This is a genomic window from Olivibacter ginsenosidimutans (assembly GCF_039542865.1).
Classification (GTDB): Bacteria; Bacteroidota; Bacteroidia; order Sphingobacteriales; family Sphingobacteriaceae; genus Olivibacter; species Olivibacter ginsenosidimutans.
This window is the reverse complement of sequence record NZ_BAABIQ010000043.1, coordinates 376446-398955: the sequence shown is the minus strand read 5'-3', so window position 1 is coordinate 398955 and position 22510 is coordinate 376446. Positions and strand designations below refer to the sequence as shown.

Here is a 22510-nt window from a genome sequence, read left to right as displayed (position 1 = left end):
TTTCAGCCTGTCAATAACAATTATACGGCGATAAAAGGTAAAACTAAAACTATTCAGATGAACATACGACATTTACTTGTTGCATTTATTTTATTGGGATTTTTTTTACCCCTTCATGCGCAAAATCAAGATCTAAATGAACTAAGACAGGCTCCTTCAAAAAACAGTTTACCCGTTAAGGCACCACGGTTATCTATTCATGATGTAAGCATCCAAAACCCAAATCTTAATCTCAAAATTAACTATTGGCGTAACTGGACTACTTTTGGAATAAATGCCAACCAAGCATCGTTTAGCGATAATTGGCAAAATGGTGGGGTCAACTCTATTGCGCTTGGTTTAACATTCAATACCAAATTTGACTATACCAAAGACAATAAGAACTTCACTTCCGAACTCGACTTGAAATATGGTAAGGTAAAAAATAAAGATCAATTAGCCCGAAAAGCTAATGACCGGATTTTATGGGATAACAAATATGCTATTAAGTTTTCTAAAAAATGGTCATTCTTTACTTCCTTAACCTTTGAATCTCAATTTGATAAGGGGTTTTCTTATCAAACAGTAAATGGTAAAGATACCATCAACCAACGGATATCGAATTTTATGGCACCTGGGGCCTTGACAGAATCTGTCGGTTTGGAAGTACAACCCTTTACGGGTTTTTCGGTACGTTTTGGTACAGGTACCCTTCGGCAAACCTTTGTATTAGACGATCGGGTTTTACCACCGGACGAAAATACGTTAAACGACCCTGCTGCATTAGCTGAATACAAACGTTTTGGTGTGCCATGGCCCCAAACCTTCCGCAATGAGCTCGCTTTTCAGATTGTTGCCAATTTAGATCGTAACCTCAGTGACAACCTCAATATTAAAGCCCGTTACGCTTTCTTTGCCAATTATGGCGAATGGGGTGATGCCAGCCATCGTTTAGACGCAACCTTAACCGCTAGGGTTTCCCGTGTCATCAGTGTTACCTTGAACGGCATTGCTTTGTATGATCCACTACAATTTAAAGACAACGATGCATATAATGGCAATATATTACAGACATCACAATCATTGGCAATAGGTATTTTATATAAATTCCCTCGATAAATTTATGTTTAGATACTTCTTAGGATATACTTATTTCATTCTTTTTTTACTTTTTAGTACCTCCTGTGCTTCGAAAAAGCCTTTTGCCGAAACCAATAAAGTATACGAAAAACAAGTAGACTCCTTATCGGAAGTGATTAAACAGCCCTTGCCTGCTCCGCAATTAATGGCTGCCGAGGAAATCCCAATTCCTGACATTGAAGGTAAAAGAAAAGACCTGGAATGGGTTGGTACTGTAAACTTCAATATGCGCAAACCCAATTTTGTCATCATTCATCATACGGCACAAGACAGTATTCAACAAACATTAAATACGTTTACCCTCTCCCGAACACAAGTAAGTGCACATTATGTTATTGACAAAAAAGGCAAAGTATATCAATTATTAAATGACTACCTTCGGGCGTGGCATGCCGGAAATAGCCGTTGGGGTTCTGTAACCGATTTAAACTCTGTATCTCTTGGTATAGAAATGGATAATAACGGAATTGAACCTTATACAGACGCCCAAATTGAAAACTTATTGGGCTTATTAGACACGCTAAAAACAACCTATAATATACCCACTGAAAATTTCATTGGCCATGGCGACATCGCTCCAGGAAGAAAAGTCGATCCAGGTATTAACTTTCCTTGGAAGCGCCTTGCTGAAAAAGGGTTTGGCCTATGGTATGATGACACACTGCAAACAGCGCCGACCTCCTTTAATCCATTAGACGGTTTACGTATTTTAGGTTATGATACGAGAAATCCACCTGAAGCCATTAAGGCATTCAAGAGGCATTATATCCAAACCGAGGTCACCGATGAATGGAATCCTTTTGCCCTTGACGTATTGTATAATTTATACTTGAAGAAAACAGCTTTATAGCTTTACGCAATATGCTTTAAGCTTTAGGCTCTCTTCTTATTGCCTATAGCTTATGGCTTTTAGCTTATAGCTTTTAGCGCCTTCTTCCCTTACGCCCTTCCCAAAACTAAATCCCTTACCTTACACCCTCTACCATTTATCTTATAACGTATAACCTTACAACTTATAACTACTTAAGTGCTTCCTTAGCCCAAGTATCCCGCAGGCCCACCGTACGGTTGAATACCAAGTGTTCAGGAGTAGACCGTAAATCAAGCGTAAAGTATCCTTTCCGGATAAACTGATACCCCTTACCCGGCTCGGCCTGAGCTAAATCGGGTTCGATGTATACCTTATCACGAACTTCCAAGCTATCCGGATTAATCGATTCTTTAAAATCCCCAGTAGTAGCCATCGGGTTTTCTGCCCTAAAAAGTCGATCGTAAAGCCGAACCTCAGCTGTCTTGGCGTGCGGTATACTTACCCAGTGAATGGTTCCTTTCACTTTCAAACCACTGGTATCTTCCCCACTCTTAGAATTGGGCACATAGCTACAGTGGATTTCGGTTACTTTGCCCGTTTCATCTTTTACAAACGTATCACAGGTAATGATATAGGCATGCTTTAGGCGCACACTAAGTCCGGGACCTAAACGGAAGAACTTCTTAGGTGCATCTTCCATAAAATCTTCTTGTTCAATCCAGAGCTCCCGGCTAAATGGAATCTCACGGCCGCCTTCTCCTCCTTCTACCTCAGGATTATTCTCGCCATGTAACCGTTCTTCTTTCCCTTCTGGGTAATTGGTTATGATGAGCTTTACCGGATCGAGCACTGCCATTCTTCGCCAAGCTGTTTTATTGAGATCTTCACGGATGCAAAACTCCAATAACCCGACATCAATTACATTTTCACGCTTAGCTACGCCAATACGTTCGCAAAAATTACGGATACTAGTCGGTGTATAGCCTCTCCTACGCAATCCGCTAAGAGTAGGCATACGTGGATCATCCCAACCTTCGACATGATGCTCATTGACAAGCTGAAGCAAGCGTCTTTTGCTCATAACCGTATAGGTCATATTCAATCGGGCAAATTCATATTGCTTGGACGGGAAGATGCCAATATGTTCAATAAGCCAATCATATAGCGCCCGATGTGGCACGAATTCCAAGGTACAGATGGAATGCGTGATCCGCTCGATCGCATCACTTTGACCATGTGCAAAATCGTACATGGGATAAATACACCATTGATCGCCGGTACGGTGATGATGAGCATGCTTGATGCGATACAATAAAGGATCACGTAAATGCATGTTTGGATTGGCTAAATCAATCTTTGCCCGCAATACCTTACTACCATCGGGATATTTTCCCGCTTTCATTTCTGTAAACAGCTGTAAATTCTCTTCTATCGAGCGGTTACGATAAGGTGTCGGCACACCGGCTTCGGTAGGTGTACCTTTGCTTGCGGCAATCTCTTCGGGTGTACTATCATCCACATAGGCTAAACCTTTCTTAATTAATAGTACCGCATAGCCATATAAGGTATCGAAATAATCAGACGTGTAAAGTTCCTCGGCCCATTCAAATCCCAACCACTTGATGTCATTTTTGATGCTTTCTACATACTCCACATTTTCCGTTATAGGATTGGTATCATCAAAACGTAGGTTTGTTTTACCGCCATAGCGTTGTGCCAAGCCAAAATTCAAACAAATCGATTTCGCGTGCCCAATATGCAAATAGCCATTAGGTTCAGGAGGGAAACGCGTTAATACACGTCCATCATTTTTTCCCTTCCGTATATCTTCTTCAATAATTTCCTCTAGGAAATTTAAAGGTTTTTCTTCGCTCATAGGACACAAAATTAATTAAATTATGCGATGAAGAGCTATATCCAGTATTTTTTCGTTTTATTTTTATCCCAATTTAGCTAAACAGTAAAAGCCGTGCCATCCGAAAAGTGAAGACAAGAAGACAATAGCATAGGTTAGCTATCAACATACGTCCTTGTTATCGGAACGAAATACCGATGTAAAGCGGAAAAGATATTTACGAGCACCTGGAGAAAATTGCCAAGGGTAGCGGCAAACAGGCCATGGGCAGATGATAAATAAAAAAGCTGTTCTTGATCAAGAACAGCTTTTCTACACGATTTATATTATTACTATCTTAGATAACTTTAACATTTACCGCATTTAAGCCTTTTTTTCCGTGCTCTACCTCATAAGACACATTGTCGTTCTCGCGGATAGAATCGATAAGGCCTGATGAATGAACAAAAATGTCGCCACCACCAGCATTGGGAACAATAAAACCAAAACCTTTGGTTTCATTAAAAAATTTTACTACGCCTTCTTGCATTGTATTATATTGAATTTATTAATAATTAAGCAAATGTAGGTATATTAATTTTAGAAACGCACATATCTGTATTTTATTTGCTATAAAAAAAATAACCATCATCTTCTGGCACCCCTATTTTGTTGCCCACCGGTGCCAAATCGGCGTTTTTTCCCGCTTTGGGGGTGTTTATTTTTTTCCTGTTTCTTTTGTAACACTGGCTTAGGCAAGGGTATAGCCACAAATGTGTCATGAATAGGGTATGGATGATCATTGATGACGGGGATAGCTTGCTTAATCAAGTTACTGATCGCTTGGAGATAAGGCCGTTCTTCCAGATCGCAAAAAGACAATGCCTTACCGGAAGCACCTGCCCGCCCCGTTCTTCCTATACGGTGCACGTATGTTTCCGGTTCATTCGGAAGATCAAAGTTAATGACATATTTCAGTTCGTCCACATCAATACCCCTCGCTGCAATATCAGTAGCAATCAACACTTTAAGCTTACCAGCCTTAAAATCACCCAAAGCGCGTTGTCGTGCATTTTGCGATTTATTGCCATGAATTGCTTGGGCAGCAATTCCTTGTCTGCCTAACAACCTTACCAAGCGGTCTGCTCCATATTTGGTACGGGTAAATACGAGCACATGATCGCTGATCTCCGTCTTTAACAGGTGAACCAGTAGCTTCGGTTTATTTGCTTTCTCTACTGCATATATCGATTGGGCGATTTTTTCTGCTGTTGAAGAAACAGGTGTTACCTCCACCCGCGTTGGGTTCGTTAAAATGGTATGGGCGAGTTTAGCAATTTCAACGGGCATCGTCGCTGAAAAAAATAAGGTTTGCCTCTTTTGGGGAATCAGCGAGACAATCTTCTTAATATCATGTATAAAACCCATATCCAACATCCGGTCGGCCTCATCCAATACAAAATGGCTGACCTCATGTAACGAAATGATCTTTTGATTGACTAAATCCAATAGTCGCCCTGGTGTGGCAACCAATATCGTTGCCCCTTTACGAAGAGCGCTTATCTGTGTTTGAATATTGACTCCTCCAAATACAACTTCATGGCTAATAGGTAAAAACCTTCCATAAGTGCTTATACTTTCATGGATCTGTATTGCTAATTCACGGGTAGGTGTTAAAATTAACGCTTTAATCGCCCGCTTCTCTACCTTTTGTTCGGCTAAATGCTGTAATATAGGTAAGGAAAATGCTGCCGTTTTTCCGGTGCCCGTTTGTGCGCATCCCAATAAATCCTTACCAGATAATACGATGGGTATCGCTTGCTGCTGAATGGGTGTTGGATGTTGGTATCCTTCCTCATCAAGTGCTTTCAGCAGCGGAGCAATGAGGTTAAGTGCTATAAATGACAAAATAAATATATTTGATTTTTAATAACTGCTAGGAGCTAAAGAACTTGTTTAAACGTCATCATTTCGACAAACAAAGCAGGTGCTACATTCGATATGACGATAATTGACTTTACGACACTTTAAAAACCTAAACGGTACAAAGATACTATTAATGTAATGTAAAAAGTGAAAAGTAAAATTAAAAAGTAAAAAACACTCCCCGATATCGGACAAATTCTAAACAGGTGTTTATCTTTAGCGTAAAATACAATAGCATATGCCTAAAACACCCATCCAATCGATTCATCACGTAGCTATAATATGTTCAAACTACAAACGATCGAAATTCTTTTATACAGCAGTCCTCGGATTGACCATCATTCAGGAAACTTATCGTGAAAAACGCGATTCCTATAAACTTGATTTGGAATTAAATGGACAATACGTATTAGAATTATTCTCCTTTCCAAGCCCTCCCCCACGCTTAACTAGACCCGAGGCTACCGGACTAAGACATTTGGCATTTGCTGTAGCAGATCTCGAGGAAGCAATAAGGCACTTGGAACAATACGATATTCCAACAGAACCTATCCGAATAGATGAGCTTACCCAGAAACGATTTGTATTTTTTGAAGATCCGGATCATTTACCGATCGAATTTTATGAAACGCTATCTTTTGGTTAAAATACTAAAAATGACCAAACATCTATTTATAAATGATTGTTATCAGGGCATGGATTACCCACAATCTTTACATTTGTTACCATATTATTGAATATATCATTATGACTGCACTTATCGAACAGCTTAAACGCGACGTAAAAAATTGGTGGCTTTTTACGTTAATAGGCATTTTATTGCTTATTGCAGGATTTTATACCCTTTCAAATCCTTTATCGAGCTATTTGGGATTATCGCTATTTTTTGGTGGATTAATTTTGGTAAATGGTATCATGGAATTTTCTTTTGCCTTAAGTAACCGCCACCAAACACACCAATGGGGATGGACCTTGGCTGCGGGCATTTTGGACACGATACTTGGCCTTATCCTTTTGGTATACCCAGGCTTATCCATGAGTATTCTTCCTTTTATTGTTGGCTTTTATATTTTATTGTTGGGAGCTTCCCTGACTAGCTATGCTTTTCAACTGAAAAATCTGGCAACACGCAACTGGGGCTGGGTTTTAATTGGTGGAATATTAACCATACTATTAGCGTTGAGTATGATATTTAATCCAGTAATAGGTGTAGCTACGATTATCGGATGGACTTCCTTTGCATTTATCGTGGGAGGTCTGTTCAATATTATTTTCTCCTTTCAGTTAAAACGAATAAAAGATCACATGCCTAAATAAACATTGGCAAACTCGAAATAGGGTTAAACACACCTCTATGACAAGAAAAATTAAATCATAAAAATATGGCACTTACAAAAACAGCTAAAATCGACATTGGCATTTCAGCCGACAACCGGCAAGCCATCGCAAACATCTTAAATCGCATCTTATCCGATGAATTTGTCTTGTATACGAAAACCCGCAAATTCCATTGGAATGTAAAGGGTATTCATTTTCACGATTTACATCTATTCTTTGAATCACAATACAATCAATTGGCGGAAATTATGGATGCAGTAGCCGAGCGCATTCGTAAAATAGGGCACTATTCTCTGGGTACACTACAGCAATTCTTAAAAGAAACAGATCTTTTGGAGCATGTAGATGACGGTTCATCTGCTGAAATTATGGTAGAAGCCTTATTGGAAGATCATGAAACGATCATTAAAGAAATCCGTCAGGTATTGGATCCCATCGAAGAAAAACATAAAGATGCCGGAACAGCGGATTTCCTTACCGGTATTATGGAGCAACACGAAACGATGGCTTGGATGTTGCGGTCTATCCTACAGTAACGAACAGCAATAAGCATAAAGCGGAATACCTCCATATTGCTTTCCGCTTTATGCTTTCCGCTACATATCGCATTACCACCCTTCCTCATGTAATCGCAGCCTATTTTTTAACGACTTAATTTCCTGCTGCATATGGTTTACTTTTCTCACTAAATGCCGAAGCGCGTCAATACCTTCAATGTTAATATGCAAATCATAATACCAGCGCCTGAACTGTTCTAGATCTTCCAGCTGTTCTTCCGGAAGATACCGTTCGTCAGCGATAACCGTAATATCAATTAATCCCTCATCCTGCAAAGATTGGACGAAAGTATGTTCTACATGACATTGTGCACAATATTCTTTTATTAAGATCAACGTAGATTCCATCTGTAACTAAATTAGTTCATTAATTTTTAATCCCTTCTATCGATTAATCTGCCTGTTGTTAAGCAGTCGTTTCTTCCCTTTTAAACCACAAGCAACGGCTATTTACGAGCTGTTTTTATCGCTTCAAAGCGGCCAACTGTTTAAACAACTGTTTTTGTTCTTCTGTCAACCCTGTTGGTATTTCTACCTGAAAAGTAACAATCAAGTCGCCAAAATGTCCTTCCTGTTTATAGATCGGGAAACCTTTTCCTTTTAATTTAACCTTTGTTCCATTTTGAGTTTCTGGTTTCACATTCAGTTTTACCTTACCGGTTAACGTGTCTATAAATACCTCTCCACCTAAAACGGCTGTATAAAGGTCTATTGTTTTGGTAATGTATAAATCGTTTTTCAACCGTTTAAATATCGGATCGTCTGCTAGCACAAAGGTGATATATAGATCCCCTGCAGGCCCATTGTTTACCCCTGAACCACCTTGCCCTTTTAAACGGATTTCTTGTCCATTCTCCACACCGGCAGGAATCGTAATCCTTAACTTTTTACCGTTTACCGTCAACGTCTGTTTATGCGTCTCCGCAGCATCACGTAAGTTTAAATGCAATTCGGCGCGATAGTCTTGTCCTTTAAATTGCGCTTGCCGTGTACCACGACCGGCACCAGCACCAAACATTGAAGCAAAAAAATCGGAGAAATCATCGGTAGAAAAATCTCCACCAGAACCGCTAGTGTAAGTTCCTTCAAATGGATTTCCTCCACCAAAAGGGTTACCTCCCGCATATTGCCTACTTCCACCCTGCGTTTGTTGCGCCCGTTCATAAGCCTCTGCATGCTTCCAATCTTTGCCATATTGATCGTATTTTTTCCGCTTTTCCGGGTCTCCCAATACCTCATTTGCTTCATTCAACTCTTGAAATTTCCGGTGTGCCTCTTTGTCATCCGGATTTAAGTCGGGATGGAGTTTTCTAGCTAGCTTACGATAGGCTTTCTTAATGTCATCTTGCGAGGCATTTTTGTCAACGCCTAATATTTTGTAATAATCAATATAGTCCATATAAACGATTGTTCGTACTAGTTGGGTACACGACAAAACCACGGAGGAGCTGCGAAGCGCATCTGCTTTTTTCTTTACTGTGCACCTGTATTTCAACAAGGTCTAATGTACGAAAATTTTTAATTAAGTTTGTACCATGTCACTCTTCGTTACCGCACTGAATTCCGGAAGCAATGGCAATTGTTACTATGTCGGTAACAATCGTGAGGCTATTTTGATAGACGCAGGAATTTCATGTCGGGAAATAGAAAAGCGTATGAACCGTTTGGGTCTTTCCATGTATCAGGTGAAGGCGATATTTATTTCGCACGAACATAGTGATCATATTAAAGGCCTATGTCGGTTAAGCAACAAATACCAAATACCGGTGTATATTAGCCGGGCCACCTTAATGGCTACTGGTTATGATCTCGCGCCCGAGCAGGTTTTCCTTTTCCATTCCTCAACACCCATTGACGTAGGCGCACTACGCATTATTCCCTTTAACAAATACCACGATGCTGCAGACCCCTATAGTTTTGTTATAGAAGGGAATGACACAAAAATTGGTGTCTTTACAGATATCGGACGGGTGTGTGATCGCGTTGTTTATTATTTTAGGCAGTGTCATGCGGTATTTTTGGAAACCAATTATGACGAAGAGATGCTCATGAATGGCCGTTATCCCTACTTTTTGAAAAACAGGATACGAGGTGGTCATGGACATTTGTCCAATCGACAGGCATTAGAGCTTTTCTTAACCCATCGCTCCGAACAGTTAAGCCATTTATTCCTTTCCCACTTATCCAAAGACAACAACTGTCCAGATTTGGTTGCCCGTTTATTTGGCGCACACGCAGATCGCACAACCATTGTCGTAACCTCGCGGTACGAGGAAATCCCTGTATATCAAATTGCTGCATTAGTAGAAGTTACTGATTCAGCATTATAACAATCCTTAATCCCTAAATATCACCTTTTCCCATTTCTCTTTCTTAAAAAAACGGAGCATTATCCAAAAAACCAAGGTAAATAGCACGGCAAGTAACCATACCAACCATTCATATTTTACAGCAAGATAATGTCCAAAACCAATCGATCCAACCAATCCAATTAACAGCAAGTTGGCAATAAACCGGCCCTCCGATTTTTTTATAGGCTGACTAAAGGGATAGCCATTAACCGTGAACAAACAGATCAAAATGGCTACAATACCTCCAGTGGCTGCTGAAAGCAGTATATCATTCAATACCGAAGAGCCAATAAAGAGCATACCCAATAAGGTAAAAATCAGCACAAAAGGCATATAAAACTTTACAAAAGCTGCTTTTAGTACTCCCGACATCAGCAGGCCTGGTTTTCGAATAGGCGCTACAAAATAAACCCAAGCCGCTTTATACTTTTCACTTTGCGTGATAAACTGAAATACGGTTAGTAACGTAAAAAGCGAAAAGTAGAAAATAAACAAGTAGGTGTGTTGCCTCAATGCCATCTGCCAACGCTCCTGAAACCCCATTTCTTCATGACCATTATTTCTGATAAAGAATAAAAAGAAAAAATAAACGGGCACATAGGCCATTGACGGGTATACTTTGGTCTTAAATTCGCGTGTTCTTCCCGTGAGCCTCCAGACGAATTTAAAGCCGGCACTTTCCAAAGGGCTCTTCGTAAGTATTGCTGACCATCGGTCACACCAAGAAAATTGACGTTTAATTAGGCCTTCCTTTTCCCTAATAGAATGGCTTTCTATCCCCATTCCGGCCAGTACACGGTTAAATCCTTTAGAAAATTTATTCGTAATTAATCCAAAGGCAATAATCGGTGCCAGAAATGCCAATGCCGTAAGCGTCAGGGCAAATCCAGAAAAATCACCGGCACCAACTTCTTGCAAAGCAGCAATCCATGCGCTCGGCATGAGCCACAGCCAATAGCTTGTATAAAAATTTAACTGTTGCACAAGCGCACTTCCCAGAATGCTGGGCGTAGTATAATATAATGCAAAAATCAGTACAGAGAAAACAATCTGTAAATAGGCAACCAAATCTTTAAAGCGTTGGGCCGATAAAAACCGCATAGCTACAAGATAAAACAGATTGACCAATAATACACAAAGGGCAGTTGCAATACATGCTTGTACAATAAAGAGGAGCGCTCCTATGAAACCCTTTGCTATCGCCGTATAAACAAAACCAGGCAAAGCCAACCATACAACTTGTTTACTAACACTGATTCCAATATGCATGATTCGGGCGACACTGAGCGTACGGTCGCTTACTGGTCTTGGTAAGATGATAAAATTATCCCGACCATCCAATAAGATTACCGAAAAATCTGCAATCAAGGTTAGGCAAAGCATGGCCATAAAGGCGCCAAAATAGATCGTATACGATACAAATGGTTTGTTTACCAAAACCAAAAAAAACAAAAGCACACCACCCATAATCGCCAGCAAAAGCAAGCTTATCCAAGAACTATACTTGTTTTCTTTACCTTGTCGATTACCAAAAGACGTTAGCGGCCTGCGATCATCCATAAGTAATTTAGTTTTCAGGATGATTGCCAACTGTTTTTCATCAACACCCCATCGGGTAAACACCGGCCCAAAACGCAATATCAAATGTACAATCAGGTTATTGACCATTAGCGAACAAGTATAAACATTTCTTATTCAAACGCTGAAATAATTTGTGAGGCACTATCTGTGGCATCATCTTGTCCGGTGAGTTTAGTAAAAATATGTTCTAAGGAATCGCCATGTTCCTGTTTCAACTGTTCAAAAGAACCATTGGCAACAATCGCCCCCTCATTAATAAGCAATATCCGGTTGGACACCTTTTCCACAACGTCCATCATATGTGAGCAGTAAAAAATGGTTTTACCTTCCTTTGCCAAACGGGCAATTAGCTCTTTTACCGTGATGACTGCATTGGCATCTAAACCTGAAAGTGGTTCATCTAAAATTAATATTTTGGGATTATGGATAATCGCTGATACCAATAGAACTTTCTGTCGCATACCTTTAGAAAAGGTATCCATACGTTTATGTAATTGATCGGCTAGTCCTAAAGCGGTTAACAGTTTCGTTGCGCGTTCAATGATCAATCCTTCCTCCATACCATAAAGTTTACCAACAAAATCGAGGTATTCTACTGGTGTTAACACATCGTAAAGCTCTGCATTTTCGGGCACATAACCCATAATGGATTTTATAGCCATTGCATCGCTTCTAAGGTCGTTACCATCAATAGTAACCGACCCCTCGAAGTCGGTAATTAGCCCTGTTAATATTTTTACGGTGGTTGATTTTCCCGCACCATTAGGCCCGATATAACCAATCACCTCTCCTGAATATATTTCCAGATCGATACCTTTTAGCACTTCCTTACTAGCATAATGTTTATGAAGATGCTGGATATGAATAATGGGATCTTGTTGATGCATTGCTTGTATTTGAATTCATGTTAGCCTTAAAAAGCATTTATAAAATTACCGCTTATAAGCCGTCACCATATTTAAAAAAGGCATTTACAGTTACCGGTAGTTTGCCTGATGGTTTTAATTGTTGCGTAATCACCTTCGCTCCTGCTTTTTGGAAGGTAACATCGTTTTGGTACCCAACAGTTAACGCCCCAGCCTGTTCCAAGCCAGGAAAGGTTGCGATAACATAAGGATTAGCAAATACGTTCATGAAGGCTTTTCTCGCAGCCAATTCACTAATCAATAGCCGAACATCCGAACTATAATCCAATGTACTTTGTGGACGTAAGCGTTGATCATGAAGAGCCACAATGATTTGTTTGAAATTTTTCAGTTCATCGGCTACTTTTGCTACTTCTACGGTAGTGGCTTTAGCCGACAGTACAACGTTTAAGCTGTTGCTAAAATAATTTTCCAGTTCACGCTGAAAAGTAGTTATGCTATCGGCACCAATACTTATAACAGCTGTCTTGGCCTGCGGATCTAACTGATGAATAGGGATATCCCCTTTCAGCAAGGTTATGGCGGCATCTGCCAATTGTTGGTTCAATGCCAACGCACTGGCATTATTTAAATCCTGATATAATCCATCTATTTCCACCGGATGCCATTGATTCAAGTGTAACCAATATTTCGCAGCCAGCACTTTTTTCACGCGTCCGTTTAGTTCATCCCAGGAAATTCGGTCCCTACGGATGGCTTTCCGAACCATCTTTATCGCCCGTTTGCTATTTTCGGATAACTCCAGCACATCGTTTCCGGCAATAATGGCCCGTACATCGGCCTCACCATCCGGAAAGTATTTTACCACTCCTTGCATCCCCATCGCATCAGTAAACGCGAGCCCCCGGAAGCCTAAGCGCTTTTTCAGTATTCCCGAAATGATGTCCTCAGACAAAGACGAGGGCAAGTGTGGGGTACTATCCAGGGCTGGAATATGCATATGGGCTACCATGACACCTGGTGCACCCTGTTTAATCAGTTCCCGGAAGGGATACATCTCCAGGGAATCTAAACGCTCAACAGAAAAGTTCAGTATTGGCAGATCTTTATGCGAATCAACATCTGTATCGCCATGCCCCGGAAAATGCTTCAGTGTAGTAAGAATTCCGTGATCTGTCATTCCTTTCATATAGGCACCGCCTTTACGGGCCACATTTTCTTTATTCTCGCCAAAGGAGCGGAAATTGATAACAGGATTATTGGGATTATTATTCACATCTACATCTGGCGCAAAATTGATATTCAAGCCCAATCGTTGAAAATGCCCTGCCACCTCCTGCCCCATTTGATAAATGAGCTGTTCGTTCTGTATAGCTCCGAGCGCCATCTGATAGGGGAAAGAAACTGTCGAGTCTGCCAAGCGCATGCCCAAGCCCCATTCACCATCCAAGGCTACAAATAAAGGTACTTTAGCCAGCCGCTGGTATTTGTTAATAAGATAGGCATGCCGAACGGGGCCTCCCTGAAAGAGTACAATACCACCTAATTTTTCCTTTTTGACCACTTTGGCAACAGAATCGACATATGCTTGCCCTAAATTGGTATGCGCACGCACCATGAACAGCTGGGCAATGCGCTGTTTCTTCGATAATTTTCGAAATACCGAGTCTACCCAATGATGTTCCTGATTAATAAAATCAACGAAAGGAGCTTGTATCTGTGCACGGCTGCTTGCTATAACCCATACGGCCAAACATAAAAGTAGGAGTGTTTTTCTTAGCATATTCTTGGTAAAATCCAAACATAACTAAAATTGCCGCTTTATGCAACCACACAGCAAGCAAAACGCACGAAAGCGCTTATCAACGTCGGCCGTCACCATATTTAAAAAAGGTATTTATGGTTACTGGCAATCTTCCTGTAGGCCGAAGTTGTTTGAGAATCGCCTTGGCACCCGCCCTTTGCAACTCGGCACTATTCTGATAGCCTATGAGCAAGGTTTTACAGGCCTCTATTCCCGGCATTCCGGCTAAAGCATAAGGGTTGGTAAATACACAAAAGATACTATTCATCGTAGCCAGTTCATTAATGAACAAGCGCACGGTACCACTGAAATTGATCTTACTTTGTGGTGACCGTCTGTTATCATGCAGGGCAACGATGATTTGCTTATAGCGTAAAAGCTCAACAGATACCTTCGCTATGTCGTTTGGTTTAGCATCAGGAGAAATAACAAAGTTTAATGCATTGTCAAACTTGCCTTCTAATTGTTTTTGAAATTCGGTTAATTCAGTAACACCGATACTGATAATTGCCGTCTTTTTACTATAATCTATTACCCGAAGGAGGCTATCGTTATGGAGGAGCGTCAAGGCGGCATCTGCCAGTTGCTGATTTAACTGTTTCGCTTGTGGTCGGTTGACATCCCGATACACCCCATTGAGATTTACTGGTGTAAACTTATCCAAGCCCAGCCAAAGCTTCGCTGCCAGGATTCGCTTTACTTTAGCGTCGAGTGCTGCCTGTGAAATACGCTTCTCTTTCACTGCTTTTGTGATCATCGCAATAGCCCGACTGCTATTTTGTGAGAGCTCTAACACGTCATTTCCCGCTAGGACTGCCCGTACATCCGCTTCACCATTTTTAAAATATTTAATTACCCCATTCATATCCATGGCATCGGTAAATACTAATCCGCGGAAGCCTAATTCTCCTTTCAATAAACCATTCACAACAGGCGGCGATAAGGAAGACGGCAAGTGTGTGGTTTTATCCAATGCTGGAATATGCATATGAGCCACCATTACGCCCGAAGCGCCTTCCTTAATTAATGCTTTAAAAGGATAGAGCTCTACAGAGTCAAGGTGTTCTCTAGTAAAGTTTAATTGGGGCAAGTCTTTATGCGAATCGACATCCGTATCGCCATGTCCCGGAAAATGTTTTAACGTAATTAGTATCTTTTCATCCATCATCCCATGCATATACGCTGCTCCCAATCGCGTTACATTTTCTTTATTTTCACCAAAGGAACGATAATTAATAACTGGATTTCTTGGATTATTGTTAATATCAACTACCGGAGCAAAATTTATATTCAGTCCCAGACGCTTGAAATCCTTCGCAACTTCACGCCCCATATTATAGATTAATCGTTCATCCCGAATGGCACCCAAGGTCATTTGGTAAGGATAAGACACGGCCGAATCAGACATGCGCATGCCTAATCCCCATTCACCGTCCAAAGCAATCAAAAGCGGAACTTTTGCAAGTTCTTGATAGCTGTTAATCGTTGCGGCATGCCCGCGTGGGCCTCCTTGAAAGAAAACCACACCTCCTAGTTTTTCTCTAGCAATCACTTGGCCAACAGAATCGATATAGCGCTTCCCCAAATTGGTATGGGCACGCACCATAAATAATTGGCCGATTTTTTCTTGTTGGCTTAAGCTTTTAAAAATAGAATCAACCCATGGATGAGGCGTATTAATAAAAGTTGTAAAAGGCACCTGCTGCTGTGCAAGTAAAGAACTATTACCCACAAACATCAAGAGTATACTATACAGCAATTGTCTCATCATGGATATTTATACCTTCAAAGATAATACCCAAGTTTAATTGCTATACCGCATTTGATGCATTAAAATTTAATTTTTAGACGTTTCCCGATCTAGTGCGTCGTGTCTGTCCTTCAATAACACTAACACTAAGGCGCAAAGTATCGCTACACTGACCCATATTGCAGCATAGGGGTTTAGGATATCTACCGCCAAACCACGGAATGCCAAAGCCATGATAATTACGGGCATTTGCAATAGGCAGGCTACCCGCACATAACTTCCCGTAAACAGGGCTATTGCTCCAAAAATATGGGCAACAATAATGACATGAACTAATAAACTCATGAGAATAGCAACTGGTACGCTACTGTTCATCATAATATCCGTGAACGCATGGATATTGGCGACAAATTCCAATCCCTTCCATAAAATAACAAGGGATAACACGATTCTGGTGATTTCTAACCAAAGTGGGTGACGCCTTTCACCCTTATGTGTAACATGATGTGAAAGCATGACATTTACGTTTAAGTATTTATATTCCAGTTAGCTTTGTATTAATAAAGTTACGCTTTTATATTCAGAATAACAAATACTTACCTGAAAGGTTTAACGACACCTTGCAAACTTGGCTTCGATTGACGAATATGGCCTTCGGCATCAAAAGACAATGGATCAATACAAACTTCCCGGTGATAACCGGCGGCATCACCCATTTGAATCCCGTTTGGATAGCTAAATCGATGATAGACGATATACCATTCATCCTTATCAGGAACTTTTAGGATGGAATTATGTCCTGTTCCATAAATCCCCTTTTGCTCATCTTTAGCCAAAACAAGATTGGTTTTAGGGATTTGTATCGGTCCTGTCGGCGATTTCGCAATACCGTATCTTACCCGGTAATCTGGGCTTCTGGTGTCGTCTTCAGACCACAAAAAATAATAAATCCCCTTCCGATAAAAAACATAGGTTCCTTCACGAAACGTTTTATCCGGTGTAATGACCTTCACTGTAGCGGGCTTAATAGAAACCATATCCTCATTCAATTCGGCTACAGCCATATAACCATTACCCCAGTATAAATAAGACTTACCTGTTTGAGGGTCGGTAAAAACATCAGGGTCAATCTCCTGTCCGCCGTGAACACCTGCAGGCTTGCTATCAATCAACGGTTTTCCACTATCGTGGAAGGGTCCATTCGGTTCATCAGCTACCGCTACACCAATCTTTTGCGCACCTGAATAATAATAAAAATACCGATAGCGACCATTTATCTTCTTTTCCTCAATAGCGGGTGCCCATGCATTTCTCCCTGCCCAAGGAACATCCTTCTTAAGGTCCAAGATAATGCCTTCGTCCTTCCAATCGACTAGGTTGTCTGAAGAAAAAGCTTTAAAATAAGCACCACTCCAATTATCAAAACCATCGCTAGTGGGATATATATAATATTTTTTCGTCTTTTGGACGTATAACACCTCTGGATCGGCATAATAACCCGCCAATACCGGATTATTTTTTATAGCCGTCTGTGGATATTTATCTGGAATGCCCCACTGATTGGTTAACACCTTCCACTCCTTTCGGGTAATCGGAATAACGGTTCCATGCCGGGGATGAAAATCCATAGAAATTTCCCGATCAATTACCGTGAAATTTTGGAGATCATGACTTTGGGTAAATTGATATCGGCCCTTACCGTATACGTCATACATCAAGATATACGTATCACTATTCGCTAATTTGAATACACAAGATCCTTCTACCGCTTCGGTTGTTTGCTGTTTATAGTCATGATACTCCTTCCAATTACCAGAAGTTAACGATGGGCTTGTGGCTATTTTAATGCCATTACCATCTCCTTCTGTCTTATAAAACAGGTAATAGGTGTCACCCTTTTTTATAATATCCCCGTCAATGCACGACTTGCCATTCAGGGGAAAAAACAGTTGCTTAGGTTCGCTTTCCAAACCCGTGAAATCGGCATTTGCATAGGCATAATAGATTTTATCAGGACCTTTCCCATGTTTCATCGACCAGTAAATCATATATTTACCTACCTCCGGATCAAATATGGTTTGCGGTGCCCATACGCGTAACAAATCCTCTTGACCGGCATATTGCTGTTGTATGTTGACAACGGTTGACGACCAATGAATCAGGTCGGTCGATTTGAGCAAGACCATAGCCCGATTGGAATCCCAACCATTGGCAGACACCATATCCGTCAGCACCATATAAAATGTCTTTCCATCTTCGCCACGTAAGATATGCGGGTCACGCACCCCTCCCGTAGAACTGATTTTCCTGGAATCCAGTACGGGCTGATCATGGTTCAACGCGAAATAATGATAAGCATCTGCACTGATCGCATAATGAACAGCCTCTTCCATTTTCTGATTACCTGTAAAATAAACAAACAGGTAAGCCGTAAAATCTTTTTCTGCAACGGCTGCAGGCCTATCTTGGGCACGTGAAGATGCAGCAAAAAAGAAAAAAAAGCTACTTACCGTTAGATAAAGACAACTAAACGTACGGATTATTTTCATCTCTTTATTTTTCTATTTATGGTTGATGAGCGCTCGACGGGAATAATGATTGCCCTGTATGTCCCGATTATTTCCATCTCGGCTTCATTTGAATGTTTATTGATGCGTGTAAAATTCCGGTTCATGTCAACTATTTCCCGATGCTACTCCCATTACAAATAAACGTCAAATCAACACTAAATCAAAATAAAACACCGTTAATCGTAATCGTCTTACTTCATGCATTATTCCGATATAAGTTGGATCAACAAACTATGTTTCACAGGCTAACGTAGCGTTGGTAATGTATATCCGTTATGATATGGAGCTGTTATCAATTGATTAGCATCAGCCTCGTTAAATTGTTGTTTCGCCTCGTTCCAATAGATTTTTTTACCTGTGCGGAAAGCAATATTGCCCATCTGCGCAAAAATTGCGATATGCGCTCCAGCCTCTATTGGCGCATGCAATGACGTTTTATCCCTACTTTTTACGGCTTCAATGAAATTGGCCGCATGTAAGGTCAAGCCGTCATCCACTTTTTGCTGTAAGGGCACAGCTTCCATCCGTTCTCCTTCGGGTATAACTTCCCAACCTTCTCTATCTACTACCAATGTCCCGTTATTACCGATAAAAGCGACTCCATGATTCCGGCCATAAGGCCCGCCATCAATACCATTAGCATGCTCCCATTGGATATTAAAATCGTCAAATTCGTAGACAGTGGTTAAGGTATCTGGTGTTTCAGCGGCATCATTTGGATAAGCAAATTTGCCACCCGCCGCCATAATCGACTTAGGGGTAGTCGCCTTCATTCCCATCAAGGCATAATCTAGCATATGTACACCCCAGTCGGTCATTAACCCACCCGCGTAATCCCAAAACCAACGGAAATCGAAATGGAAGCGATTCGGATTAAACGGTCGCTTTTTGGCAGGCCCTAACCATAGGTCATAATCCACACCCTCGGGTACTGGTGCAACGGGTTTCACCGGAATACTCTTCATCCATCCTTGATAAGCCCATGCCTTTACCAAACGGATTTTGCCCAGTTTACCGGTATGCACAAAAGCTACCGCATCGCGAAAATGCTTTTGACTACGCTGCCATTGCCCTACTTGCACTATACGGTTATATTTGCCGGCTGCTGCCACCATTGCCTGACACTCGGCAATTGAATTGCCCAATGGTTTCTCTACATAAACATCCTTCCCTGCAGCACATGCTTCCGTCATGATGAGACAATGCCAATGATCGGGTGTGCCTATAATAACCGCATCCACGTCTTTGCTGGCTAATAGATCACGGTAATTATTATAGCCTTTGGTTTGGATACCCTGATCTGCCAATTCCTTACTCCGTTTATCCAATACATTTTGGTCAACATCACACAAAGCCGTGCATTGCACATCAGGATGCTTCAGGATTGCATTCAGATCTGACCAGCCCATACCATTAATGCCAATCGCACCTACCCTGATCTTTTTTTGTCGCTGTACAGCCAATGTTGTCCATGCTGGAAAAGCGGTAGTTACACCTGTTACCGTAGCTAATACAGCTGATTGCTGAATGAATTTTCTCCTCGAACTGCTCATAAATGGTTTATTTTCTTATTATTCCTAACGGATTATCCATCAAACTTAGCTAAATTGCCTTTTTTTCACAAGTGTTAATTTTGGTGTTCACATGGAAGTTGTCTACTATCAACTACTTCATCCTAAACGCCTGCTCACGACAATAGATATTAAATTTTTTCACACGACCTTCCTTATTTTTCATTCGTGGCAAGTAGCGCATACCACTCAGCTTTCTCGTTTTTGCCAGATCCAGTACTACCTGATGGGGTTGATCAGGTTTAGCTTCACTCCATTGGGTATGCCAAAACGTGGTTGGTTGGTTATCGATCAACAAGTTGGCCAAGCCATTTTCCTCATCAAATTCTTCACTATCGGCATAAACTACGGTGTACTCTTCACGTGGAATCTCCTTACCATTTTCGTCTATCAACCGAATTTCAGCGATTGCCGTATAAGGCGAGTCACCATATGCCTCGGTACTTTCAAACATGATATACCGACCATTTAACTGCTTATTAAAGGTGATCTCCTGCCAACCATCGGCATCAGGCAATGTACCTTGATAGGCAATCGATACCCCCGTCAAGTCCAATTTTTTGCCTGATTTACTGACCATTAACGTTTCATCTACCTGGGTTTGCCAAATCTGGTGCGTAATACCAGCAATAGTTGGCTTTTTAGGTTTACCCATTTCTAAAATCTGGATATCATTCGCACCTACTTTCAACCAACACCCCGGCACAAATAAGGTCTGTTGTGGACCAATAAACCAATATCGCCCTATAAGTCGACCATTTATCCAAAGCAAGCCCTTATCCAAATTGCGCATATCGAGATAAGTATCCCCCACCTCCTTCAGCGTAACCGTAGCCCGATAAATTTCTGGATAGCCTTCATGATAAGGGGAAGACTTGAATTGGGCGGTATTATGGAGTGGAAAATTATAATGATTCCAGCCCTTTAATGGATCGCCATTCAAAAAGACTCCTTCCGTAATCCCTTTGCGCTCCTCATCAATGGCACTACCAAAATTTACACGGGCTTGGTGCTCTACCCAAATTTCCAAAAGATGAGCGCCCGTTCCTACCGCTATTGGCAAGGCCGTTTGGTTTGCTCGCCTATCCAGCACACCTAACTTTTTACCATCCACGTAAATAGTCGCGCGATCCATCACTCTCTTCACTACTAAATTACCTTGTTTTGCACCATTAAATGCATGCGTATAAACAATTAGTCCGGAAGCCTGATCGAGCTCTTCCATGGTTTTAGGTGTTTCAAAAAAATGGGGTTTGGGCAAATTGTCTTTCAATGACCCAAATGCATGGAGTTCAAACGCCGGTATTTCAATTTTCTTGAGCGGAACGGGCAATGCCGGCAATTCTAAGTCGGGAAATTTATCCTTGATGACTTTTTGGAAGGCAAAGTATTTAGCCGTTGGTTCGCCATTTTCATTCAGCAATGCGTCATAGTCATAACTCGTAATATAGGGTGTATAATAAGTACTACTTCCATTCGCTCCCGGAAAAAAACCATTCGTCGTGCCACCATGAAACATATATAGGTTCACCGAAATACCATTATCGATCATCCATTTAAAATCGGCCAGCTTCTCCTCAACTGAATGTACTTCGTGTTTTCCCCCCCAATAATCAAACCACCCCGTCCAAAATTCAGAATTGAACTTTGGTGCATCCGGAGCGTATTGTTCAAAAATGGCAAAGTTCTTTTGTGCATCGCCACCAAAATTAATTGAAGGCATCACGCCATCTACGTGCGCATTATCGTAATAATTCTTTCCCGCCCAATCACAATGAAATAGCGGCACGTCAACCCCTGCTTCCAGTAAGGTGTTTTTAATCGCGTTTACATATACTTTATCGTCCTTGTATACTCCATATTCATTCTCCACCTGTACCATCAGCACATTTCCTCCTTTAGTAATTAAATTTGGTTTAAACTCCTGCACAGCACGTTTCAAGAAACGCAAGGTATAAGGCATGTAATTGGGGTCTGACGTGCGTAAAACCACTCCTCGTTTTTTGAGCAACCAGGAAGGCAAACCACCTAAATCCCATTCTGCACAGGTATATGGTCCGGGCCGAATGATAACCCATAGACCTTCTTCCGCTGCTATTTTACAGAATTCGGCGACGTCCAGATTATCTGAAAAATTGTATTGGCCCGGTTTAGGTTCATGCGCGTTCCAGAACATATACGTACAAATGGCGTTTAACCCCATAGCTTTTGCCTTTTTTAGGCGATCGCGCCAATAAGGCCTCGGAATACGGGCATAGTGCATCTCGCCACTGATGATCTGGAGGTTCTTCCCATCCAGCAAAAACTGATTTTTACCGATTTTAAAGGTGTGTTTGACTTGCTGTGCACATCCACTAAGGGATGCAAATATCCACAAAAATAAAAAAGTAAGCGATTTTAAGTTCATTTGTTTGGTTTATGCTTCATGATAT

Annotated in this window: 19 protein-coding genes; 6 read left to right on the top strand and 13 right to left on the bottom strand. The window is 41.1% G+C overall.

Annotation, left to right across the window (positions count from 1 at the left end):
• The first annotated feature begins 57 nt into the window (after window positions 1-57).
• Both ABD930_RS19125 and ABD930_RS19120 read left to right on the top strand, forming a co-directional pair.
• Window positions 58-1098, top strand: a complete 1041-nt coding sequence (locus ABD930_RS19125) for a DUF3078 domain-containing protein (RefSeq protein ID WP_345234305.1) — start codon at window positions 58-60, stop codon at window positions 1096-1098.
• Between the two features lie 4 nt (window positions 1099-1102).
• Window positions 1103-1969: an N-acetylmuramoyl-L-alanine amidase gene (locus ABD930_RS19120; RefSeq protein ID WP_345234303.1), complete on the top strand. Its 867-nt coding sequence runs from the start codon at window positions 1103-1105 to the stop codon at window positions 1967-1969.
• Window positions 1970-2138: 169 nt separating this feature from the next.
• Here the strand turns inward: ABD930_RS19120 and ABD930_RS19115 are convergent, their stop codons facing one another.
• The 3 genes from ABD930_RS19115 to ABD930_RS19105 all read right to left on the bottom strand — a co-directional run bounded on the left by ABD930_RS19115 (window position 2139) and on the right by ABD930_RS19105 (window position 5672).
• A complete protein-coding gene (locus ABD930_RS19115) occupies window positions 2139-3806 on the bottom strand; it encodes a glutamine--tRNA ligase/YqeY domain fusion protein (protein ID WP_345234300.1) in 1668 nt (555 codons plus the stop codon).
• Window positions 3807-4122: 316 nt separating this feature from the next.
• A complete protein-coding gene (locus ABD930_RS19110; protein WP_345234298.1) occupies window positions 4123-4314 on the bottom strand; it encodes a cold-shock protein in 192 nt (63 codons plus the stop codon).
• Window positions 4315-4412: 98 nt separating this feature from the next.
• The gene (locus tag ABD930_RS19105) at window positions 4413-5672 is read right to left on the bottom strand and encodes a DEAD/DEAH box helicase (RefSeq protein ID WP_345234295.1); all 1260 of its coding nucleotides are present in this window, start codon (window positions 5670-5672) and stop codon (window positions 4413-4415) included.
• A 256-nt stretch (window positions 5673-5928) separates the two neighbouring features.
• On the opposite strand from ABD930_RS19105, the gene gloA2 reads away from it, so the two are divergent.
• From gloA2 to ABD930_RS19090, 3 genes are all read left to right on the top strand, one after another.
• On the top strand, window positions 5929-6336 hold the full coding sequence (gene gloA2 / locus ABD930_RS19100; protein ID WP_345234293.1) for an SMU1112c/YaeR family gloxylase I-like metalloprotein: 408 nt from the start codon (window positions 5929-5931) through the stop codon (window positions 6334-6336).
• A 101-nt stretch (window positions 6337-6437) separates the two neighbouring features.
• Complete coding sequence (locus ABD930_RS19095; protein ID WP_345234291.1) at window positions 6438-7007, top strand: HdeD family acid-resistance protein; 570 nt, start codon at window positions 6438-6440, stop codon at window positions 7005-7007.
• Between the two features lie 65 nt (window positions 7008-7072).
• Window positions 7073-7564 carry a Dps family protein gene (locus ABD930_RS19090; RefSeq protein WP_345234288.1) on the top strand — a complete coding sequence of 164 codons (492 nt, stop codon included), beginning with the start codon at window positions 7073-7075 and terminating at the stop codon, window positions 7562-7564.
• A 72-nt stretch (window positions 7565-7636) separates the two neighbouring features.
• On the opposite strand, the gene ABD930_RS19085 is transcribed toward ABD930_RS19090, so the two are convergent.
• Together ABD930_RS19085 and ABD930_RS19080 are read right to left on the bottom strand one after the other, a co-directional pair.
• Window positions 7637-7933, bottom strand: a complete 297-nt coding sequence (locus ABD930_RS19085) for a chaperone modulator CbpM (RefSeq protein WP_345234286.1) — start codon at window positions 7931-7933, stop codon at window positions 7637-7639.
• Window positions 7934-8048: 115 nt separating this feature from the next.
• On the bottom strand, window positions 8049-8984 hold the full coding sequence (locus ABD930_RS19080; protein ID WP_345234284.1) for a DnaJ C-terminal domain-containing protein: 936 nt from the start codon (window positions 8982-8984) through the stop codon (window positions 8049-8051).
• Window positions 8985-9120: 136 nt separating this feature from the next.
• Here ABD930_RS19080 and ABD930_RS19075 point away from each other — a divergent pair, with 136 nt between their 5' ends.
• Window positions 9121-9915, top strand: coding sequence for an MBL fold metallo-hydrolase (locus ABD930_RS19075; RefSeq protein WP_345234282.1), 795 nt, complete (start codon window positions 9121-9123; stop codon window positions 9913-9915).
• Window positions 9916-9921: 6 nt separating this feature from the next.
• Here ABD930_RS19075 and ABD930_RS19070 read toward each other — a convergent pair whose 3' ends face one another.
• The 8 genes from ABD930_RS19070 to ABD930_RS19035 form a co-directional block, all read right to left on the bottom strand.
• Window positions 9922-11604, bottom strand: a complete 1683-nt coding sequence (locus tag ABD930_RS19070) for a hypothetical protein (RefSeq protein ID WP_345234280.1) — start codon at window positions 11602-11604, stop codon at window positions 9922-9924.
• Window positions 11605-11627: 23 nt separating this feature from the next.
• Window positions 11628-12404 carry an ABC transporter ATP-binding protein gene (locus ABD930_RS19065; protein ID WP_345234278.1) on the bottom strand — a complete coding sequence of 259 codons (777 nt, stop codon included), beginning with the start codon at window positions 12402-12404 and terminating at the stop codon, window positions 11628-11630.
• A 52-nt stretch (window positions 12405-12456) separates the two neighbouring features.
• Window positions 12457-14166, bottom strand: a complete 1710-nt coding sequence (locus ABD930_RS19060; RefSeq protein ID WP_345234276.1) for a glycoside hydrolase family 3 protein — start codon at window positions 14164-14166, stop codon at window positions 12457-12459.
• Between the two features lie 79 nt (window positions 14167-14245).
• Window positions 14246-15955 carry a glycoside hydrolase family 3 protein gene (locus ABD930_RS19055; RefSeq protein ID WP_425571148.1) on the bottom strand — a complete coding sequence of 570 codons (1710 nt, stop codon included), beginning with the start codon at window positions 15953-15955 and terminating at the stop codon, window positions 14246-14248.
• 69 nt (window positions 15956-16024) lie between these two features.
• Complete coding sequence (locus ABD930_RS19050; RefSeq protein WP_345234272.1) at window positions 16025-16453, bottom strand: DoxX family membrane protein; 429 nt, start codon at window positions 16451-16453, stop codon at window positions 16025-16027.
• Between the two features lie 80 nt (window positions 16454-16533).
• Window positions 16534-18486 carry a glycoside hydrolase family 43 protein gene (locus tag ABD930_RS19045; RefSeq protein WP_345234269.1) on the bottom strand — a complete coding sequence of 651 codons (1953 nt, stop codon included), beginning with the start codon at window positions 18484-18486 and terminating at the stop codon, window positions 16534-16536.
• 266 nt (window positions 18487-18752) lie between these two features.
• On the bottom strand, window positions 18753-20060 hold the full coding sequence (locus ABD930_RS19040) for a Gfo/Idh/MocA family protein (RefSeq protein ID WP_345234267.1): 1308 nt from the start codon (window positions 20058-20060) through the stop codon (window positions 18753-18755).
• A 112-nt stretch (window positions 20061-20172) separates the two neighbouring features.
• Complete coding sequence (locus ABD930_RS19035) at window positions 20173-22485, bottom strand: beta-galactosidase (RefSeq protein WP_345234265.1); 2313 nt, start codon at window positions 22483-22485, stop codon at window positions 20173-20175.
• Between the last annotated feature and the right edge of the window lie 25 nt (window positions 22486-22510).

Coding starts and splice junctions, on each gene's coding strand:
- ABD930_RS19125 (WP_345234305.1), top strand. CDS start 58: ATGAACATACGACATTTACTTGTTGCATTTATTTTATTGGGATTTTTT.
- ABD930_RS19120 (WP_345234303.1), top strand. CDS start 1,103: ATGTTTAGATACTTCTTAGGATATACTTATTTCATTCTTTTTTTACTT.
- ABD930_RS19115 (WP_345234300.1), bottom strand. CDS start 3,806: ATGAGCGAAGAAAAACCTTTAAATTTCCTAGAGGAAATTATTGAAGAA.
- ABD930_RS19110 (WP_345234298.1), bottom strand. CDS start 4,314: ATGCAAGAAGGCGTAGTAAAATTTTTTAATGAAACCAAAGGTTTTGGT.
- gloA2 (WP_345234293.1), top strand. CDS start 5,929: ATGCCTAAAACACCCATCCAATCGATTCATCACGTAGCTATAATATGT.
- ABD930_RS19095 (WP_345234291.1), top strand. CDS start 6,438: ATGACTGCACTTATCGAACAGCTTAAACGCGACGTAAAAAATTGGTGG.
- ABD930_RS19090 (WP_345234288.1), top strand. CDS start 7,073: ATGGCACTTACAAAAACAGCTAAAATCGACATTGGCATTTCAGCCGAC.
- ABD930_RS19085 (WP_345234286.1), bottom strand. CDS start 7,933: ATGGAATCTACGTTGATCTTAATAAAAGAATATTGTGCACAATGTCAT.
- ABD930_RS19080 (WP_345234284.1), bottom strand. CDS start 8,984: ATGGACTATATTGATTATTACAAAATATTAGGCGTTGACAAAAATGCC.
- ABD930_RS19075 (WP_345234282.1), top strand. CDS start 9,121: ATGTCACTCTTCGTTACCGCACTGAATTCCGGAAGCAATGGCAATTGT.
- ABD930_RS19070 (WP_345234280.1), bottom strand. CDS start 11,604: ATGGTCAATAACCTGATTGTACATTTGATATTGCGTTTTGGGCCGGTG.
- ABD930_RS19065 (WP_345234278.1), bottom strand. CDS start 12,404: ATGCATCAACAAGATCCCATTATTCATATCCAGCATCTTCATAAACAT.
- ABD930_RS19060 (WP_345234276.1), bottom strand. CDS start 14,166: ATGCTAAGAAAAACACTCCTACTTTTATGTTTGGCCGTATGGGTTATA.
- ABD930_RS19055 (WP_425571148.1), bottom strand. CDS start 15,955: ATGAGACAATTGCTGTATAGTATACTCTTGATGTTTGTGGGTAATAGT.
- ABD930_RS19050 (WP_345234272.1), bottom strand. CDS start 16,453: ATGCTTTCACATCATGTTACACATAAGGGTGAAAGGCGTCACCCACTT.
- ABD930_RS19045 (WP_345234269.1), bottom strand. CDS start 18,486: ATGAAAATAATCCGTACGTTTAGTTGTCTTTATCTAACGGTAAGTAGC.
- ABD930_RS19040 (WP_345234267.1), bottom strand. CDS start 20,060: ATGAGCAGTTCGAGGAGAAAATTCATTCAGCAATCAGCTGTATTAGCT.
- ABD930_RS19035 (WP_345234265.1), bottom strand. CDS start 22,485: ATGAACTTAAAATCGCTTACTTTTTTATTTTTGTGGATATTTGCATCC.